Below are 5,116 nucleotides of genomic sequence, written 5' to 3' on the forward strand. Positions count from 1 at the left end.
TTTGTTTTTACTCTTACATCTAGTACGCCCTTTTTATCTTTCTTATGATTCTTTATTAGTTCACTATTTATTATTTCAAGCCCTTCTAACTCTTCCTTAGGTACTCTTAAAACTGCACTTAAGAATGAGATTAATATTTGTTTATGCTTTTCATTACCAAATATATGCTTAAACACAAAGTCTATTTTAGGTGGTATTATTTCATAGTTTGTATTAATTATATTAGTATTATTTACATCCATTCCTTTATTCCTTTTAGTTTTAGGCATAGTATCTACCTCCAACATTCTTATTATTATTTTAACAGGATTTTGTATTTTATGCTACTGTTTATATAGCTTTAGCATTTTGGCTTAAATGTTAAAAGGGAAGGCTTTTGCTTTTTAGCATCACCTTCCCCTTGTTATTCTACAGGTTTAACATCTATTTGAATCTGCCTTCCTATTTCTTCTCTTTCAGCTTTACTTAAGTCATTTTCAAAAGCTTCAACAGCTAATTGCCTCATTATTAATAAACGTTGCTCTAACATATCAAGAATTTGTATTCTATATTTTACCCATTGAAGCTCTTTTATTAATTCTTCTTTATCATCCATAATTTCACACACTTACATCTATTATTCTTCCTAAGTTTGGATCAACACTCTTTTCAATCATCTTAACTGTTTCATTAGCAGTTTGTTTTCCTGTTTCCATTGCAAGCTTCATTACTGCAAGGCTTGTTTCTTGGGCTACTTTTGCTTGGTTTAGGCTTATTGATAGGGCAGCTATGTCCATGGTGTGAACCTCCTTCTTATATTAAAAGAGCCATAGCAATTTTTCTCTGCTCCTTTGGTATATTTATTATCTTAATATTTGTAGTACTCCTTGTGGTATTTGGTTAGCTTGTGCGAGCATCGCTTGTGAAGCTTGTGTTAATATATTCTTTTTACTAAATTGCATCATTTCTTTAGCCATATCTACATCTCTAATTCTTGATTCTGCTGCTGTTAAGTTTTCACTTGATGTTCCAAGGTTAGCTATTGTGTGTTCAAGTCTGTTTTGGTAAGCACCAAGTTTTTCTCTTTCTTGAGAAACAGAAATTATAGCATCATTAATCTTAGTTATAGCATCTGAGGCACCATTATATGATGTTACATCTAATTTATCTATACCTAAATTATTTGATGCCATTGCATTTAAACTTATTGACATGGTCTGATCCTCATTAGCCCCAATTTGTGTCGTAATAGAACCATTTACTGTTATTGTTGTATCTGCTGTATTGCTCTTTAATTCGAAGCTCAAACAGTCAGCATTTCCTCCTATAACAGTTACTTTATTTCCATTTTATACCAATAATGCACCTATTCCGAAATTCGCTGCAGTTAAGCCACTCGCATTAGAACCACTATAATTTTGATTTGTAGAATTTGAATAATCTACACCATGTATTATATCCGCTGATGCAACAATAGACAATTTAGCATCAGCACCAATGTCTTCAGTATAAATCTTTAATGTAGAACCTGTACCAGTAAAATCAGCTTTAACACCTGAGACAGATGTATTAATTCTATCTGCAAGAATTTGATAAGTATCAGTAGCTCCTACACTAATTGTTACTCCATTTATCGTTAATGTACCAGCAGCCTTTACAGTAGCAGATGCAGTAGAACCAGTATTTGTACCTGTAGTTGCTGCTTTCGCTAATGTAGCCGCTGAAGCATTAACTGTATAAGTTTCCTGCTTAGTATTAGAAGTTACATTAACACTACCCAAAATATTACCATTTGCAACAGAAGTCCCACTTGATCCATTTAACAATTTTCTTGTATTAAATTCGGTTGTGTTTGCAATTCTATCTACTTCACTCACTATTTGATTAATTTCTGTTTGAATTGCCTCTCTATCTTCTGACACATTCGTATCATTTGCAGATTGAACAGCAAGTTCTCTCATTCTTTGAAGAATGCTGTGAGTTTCATTTAATGCACCTTCTGCTGTTTGGATAAGTGATATAGCATCTTGTGCGTTTCTTGATGCTTGCTCAAACCCTCTAATTTGTCCTCTCATCTTTTCTGAGATTGCAAGACCTGCTGCGTCATCTCCAGCTCTGTTAATTCTTAGACCTGATGATAGCTTTCCCATTGACTTTCCAGCGTTTTAAGTGTTAACTCCCAACTAACGATATTTAACAATTTTTACTATGTAATTTTGAAATTATTTAATCCTTTAAATTCCTTGATTTTCAAGGCTTCTTAGACTCACATTGCTACTTCTTTAGTTGATTTTTATTTATTTTAAGCTTTTTTCTTATCATCTTTAGGTTGTTTTAGCTTATTTTATGTTTAAGTTTTCTAATGGACACCAACATTTGTAATTCATGGATTTTATCTTTTTAGAATTAATTCAACTTCAGCTTTGTAACCGTACTTTTTAAAGAATTCAATTAATGCAACTTCAACAATTTGGTTTTGATTTACCTTCTTCTCTTTGCTGTAATCTGTAATTAATTGAGCTAATGGTTCCTTCATGTAGATTGATTTAGTTACTGCAACCCCCTTTATTATAAATTTAGGTATGGTTAACACTTCTTCTTTATCTCTTTCTGCTTCAATTAACCTTCTTAAGATTATCTCATTTTTTTTTAAGTAATTTATGAATTCATCATCAATTAATTTAGAATTAATTGTACTTTCATCTGCATCTATTTCTTCATCTTCTATTTCTTTTACATCTTCATTTTTAACATAGTTATTAATGTATGCATCCCATTTGAAACCTTTAACTCTCATGTATTCTGCTAGCTCCTTATGGTCAATGAATCCAACCTCCTTTGCTATTTGTTTAACATCCATTGTACCTTTTGAGAACAGTTTTATTACTTGTCTTGCTCTTATATCCGCTATTTCTATTTCTTCATCCACATTTCCCTTTACATCTTCATCTGGAAGAGCATAATTTTTAATGTACTTATCCCAATGGTAGCCATTTCTTCTTAGAAACATATCCATGCTCTTGTAATTTTTATAGCCTACCTCCTTAGCTATTACTTCTCTATCTTTCCCCTCAGCTATCTTTTGTAAGAATACCTTTGCATTAACTGCATCATTATATTCTAGTATGTACTTAGCATTGTATTCTGGTACTTCTTGTTTATATCTTATTATTTGTACCACTTTCCCATCTTGTATTTCCCTCTTTAAGAGATATACTTGTAGGTAATCTTTTTCTCCTTCAAGATTATTGTACAAGTCTAGAAGTAGCATTTGTATGTCTGGTGGAATGATTCTTTGTATGCCAACTGTTATGTATATGTTATCCTTGATTTGTTTGTACATTTTAGATTACTCCCTTCTCTTTTAATGATGTGTATTTGCCTTGTCCAATTATGATGTGGTCAAGAAGGTTTATGCCAAGGATGTTTCCTTCTTTTTTATTCTCCTTGTGATGTTTATGTCTTCTTCACTTTCCTTTGGGTCTCCTGATTGGTGATTATGAAAGAGTATGATTGATGCGGCATTTGAAAAAATTGCAGCTTTGAAGACTTCTCTTGGATGAACTATGCTTGAATTTAGGCTTCCTATGCTTACTATTGAAATGCTTAAGGGTTGGTTTTTAGTGTCAAGGCAGCAGAGCCTGAGCTTTTCTCTGTCACTGTCTTCAAGAAAGTTTTTGACAAGGTTTACTGCATCTTCTGGTTGATTTATTTTTCTTATATCTATTACAAAAGTTCAATTGCTCTTTGTTTATCTTCCCTTGAGGTGTTGATGTAGAATTGTGCTGTTGTTTGTGTGTTTGCATGTCCTGCCAGCTTTGCAACTGTAGTTAGGTCTACCCCTTTTCTTATGAGTCTTGTGCAGAAGGTATGCCTGAACTTATGTGGCTTCATGATGATGTTTAGCTTCTTTCCATGTTTTCTTAAGAGCTTATTTACTGTGTCTTTGTCAATCTTCTCTGCTCTTTGCGTTAGTAGCAGGTATTCACTTTGATTTAATTTATGTTCCTTTCTTTCCCCTTCCATGTATTCCTTTATGGTATCCTTTAATTCTATCTTAATCGGTACTTCTCTGTATTTACCTCCCTTACCTACTATCCTTAGTGTTAATGAAAGTAAATCTACATCTGCTACCTTTATATTTACTAGTTCACTCACTCTAACTCCTGTAAAGAGTAAGAGCATGATTATTAGTTTATCCCTTTGACTTACCTTGTTATTATCGCTTATGTAGAAGAGTATCTTTTCTATTTCTTCATCTGAATATATTTCAACTTCTCCTTCACTTCATTTTGCTATTTTTATTTTATCTTTATTTGGAGCTAACACTCTTTCATGGCAAAGTCCATTTAGAATTAGAAATTGGTTGAAGGCATTTAGACTATTTATCTTTTTATTTATGGTGCTTATGGTGTAGTTTTCTTTGAGGAGATGGTCTTTGTATGATGTAATGTAGAAACGGTTTAGATTACCATTGAAGGCTATGCCCTTATCTTTAAGGTAATCTAAGAACATCTTAACATCACCTGTGTATGAGATTATGGTCTTTTGCATCTTACCTTCTTTGATTAGGTATTCTTCGAAGTCTTTAAGGATTTCTATTGCCATTGTCTATTCCTCCTTATAATTTACTTAAATTGAAAAAGAGGAAGCAGCATTTTTGCCACTTCCTCTTTTAAGGTATTTATCTTTTTAATTAATGTACTTGATTGTTCATCTCTAACTTTATCTTATTTACTTCATCTTCAGTAAGTCCTGTAGCTTTAATTATCATTGACATATCAGCACCTAAAGATATTAAATTTTTAGCTACATTTATTTTTTCCTTTTTCATTCCTATTTCTATTCCTTCATTTCTTCCTTCCATTCTTCCTTCTTCTTTTGCTTCAACTAATCTGGTTTTTTCATCTCTTAATGCTGCCATCTTTGCTTCATACGCCATTCTTGCTTCCTTATCCTTACTTATAACTTTTAAAAGGTCATACGCATAATTGATATCTTCATTTTTTCTAGAAATCATATCAATCACCTCCCTTTTACCATCTATGAATTCCATCCACATTACTAATGGGTCATTTTCATCCTTTGGAATCTCATTATCGTACAACTTTTTAAGTTCTAAAAAGTGTATTTCTAA

7 protein-coding genes and 3 pseudogenes are annotated in these 5,116 nt (G+C 32.3%); all 10 read right to left on the reverse strand.

The annotated features are described in order from the left end of the window. Positions 1–269 (reverse strand): Rpn family recombination-promoting nuclease/putative transposase (locus tag BUB63_RS13930; protein WP_242947379.1); only part of this gene is annotated, 269 nt, incomplete at its 3' end. Between the two features lie 134 nt (positions 270–403). Next, the gene (locus BUB63_RS12675) at positions 404–595 is read right to left on the reverse strand and encodes a hypothetical protein (RefSeq protein ID WP_027309337.1); all 192 of its coding nucleotides are present in this window, start codon (positions 593–595) and stop codon (positions 404–406) included. A 4-nt stretch (positions 596–599) separates the two neighbouring features. Then, the gene (locus BUB63_RS12680) at positions 600–776 is read right to left on the reverse strand and encodes a YjfB family protein (protein ID WP_073250313.1); all 177 of its coding nucleotides are present in this window, start codon (positions 774–776) and stop codon (positions 600–602) included. Between the two features lie 66 nt (positions 777–842). Beyond that, positions 843–1,145 (reverse strand): annotated as a pseudogene (locus BUB63_RS14130) (flagellin); the annotation flags it as partial. Positions 1,146–1,789: 644 nt separating this feature from the next. Continuing rightward, positions 1,790–2,144: pseudogene (locus BUB63_RS14135) on the reverse strand (flagellin N-terminal helical domain-containing protein); the annotation flags it as partial. A gap of 227 nt (positions 2,145–2,371) precedes the next feature. Beyond that, entirely contained in the window at positions 2,372–3,322 is a 951-nt protein-coding gene (locus tag BUB63_RS12690; RefSeq protein WP_027309338.1) for a DUF960 domain-containing protein, read from the reverse strand. A 1-nt stretch (position 3,323) separates the two neighbouring features. Beyond that, positions 3,324–3,706, reverse strand: a pseudogene (locus tag BUB63_RS12695) (JAB domain-containing protein). After that, on the reverse strand, positions 3,706–4,248 hold the full coding sequence (locus BUB63_RS13945) for a tyrosine-type recombinase/integrase (RefSeq protein ID WP_341465381.1): 543 nt from the start codon (positions 4,246–4,248) through the stop codon (positions 3,706–3,708). Before BUB63_RS13945 ends, BUB63_RS12695 begins: the two are co-directional and overlap by 1 nt. Positions 4,249–4,266: 18 nt before the next feature. Then, positions 4,267–4,587 (reverse strand): site-specific integrase, encoded by a 321-nt coding sequence (locus tag BUB63_RS13950; protein WP_242947380.1) that lies wholly within the window; start codon positions 4,585–4,587, stop codon positions 4,267–4,269. Between the two features lie 88 nt (positions 4,588–4,675). Then, positions 4,676–5,116 (reverse strand): Rpn family recombination-promoting nuclease/putative transposase (locus BUB63_RS12705; protein ID WP_143290295.1); only part of this gene is annotated, 441 nt, incomplete at its 5' end.

This window comes from Caloramator proteoclasticus DSM 10124, from assembly GCF_900129265.1.
GTDB lineage: Bacteria > Bacillota > Clostridia > Clostridiales > Caloramatoraceae > Thermobrachium > Thermobrachium proteoclasticum.

Excerpts from the sequence above, each read along its gene's own strand:
- BUB63_RS13950 (WP_242947380.1), bottom strand. The coding sequence starts at position 4,587 with ATGGCAATAGAAATCCTTAAAGACTTCGAAGAATACCTAATCAAAGAA.
- BUB63_RS12675 (WP_027309337.1), bottom strand. The coding sequence starts at position 595 with ATGGATGATAAAGAAGAATTAATAAAAGAGCTTCAATGGGTAAAATAT.
- BUB63_RS12690 (WP_027309338.1), bottom strand. The coding sequence starts at position 3,322 with ATGTACAAACAAATCAAGGATAACATATACATAACAGTTGGCATACAA.
- BUB63_RS12680 (WP_073250313.1), bottom strand. The coding sequence starts at position 776 with ATGGACATAGCTGCCCTATCAATAAGCCTAAACCAAGCAAAAGTAGCC.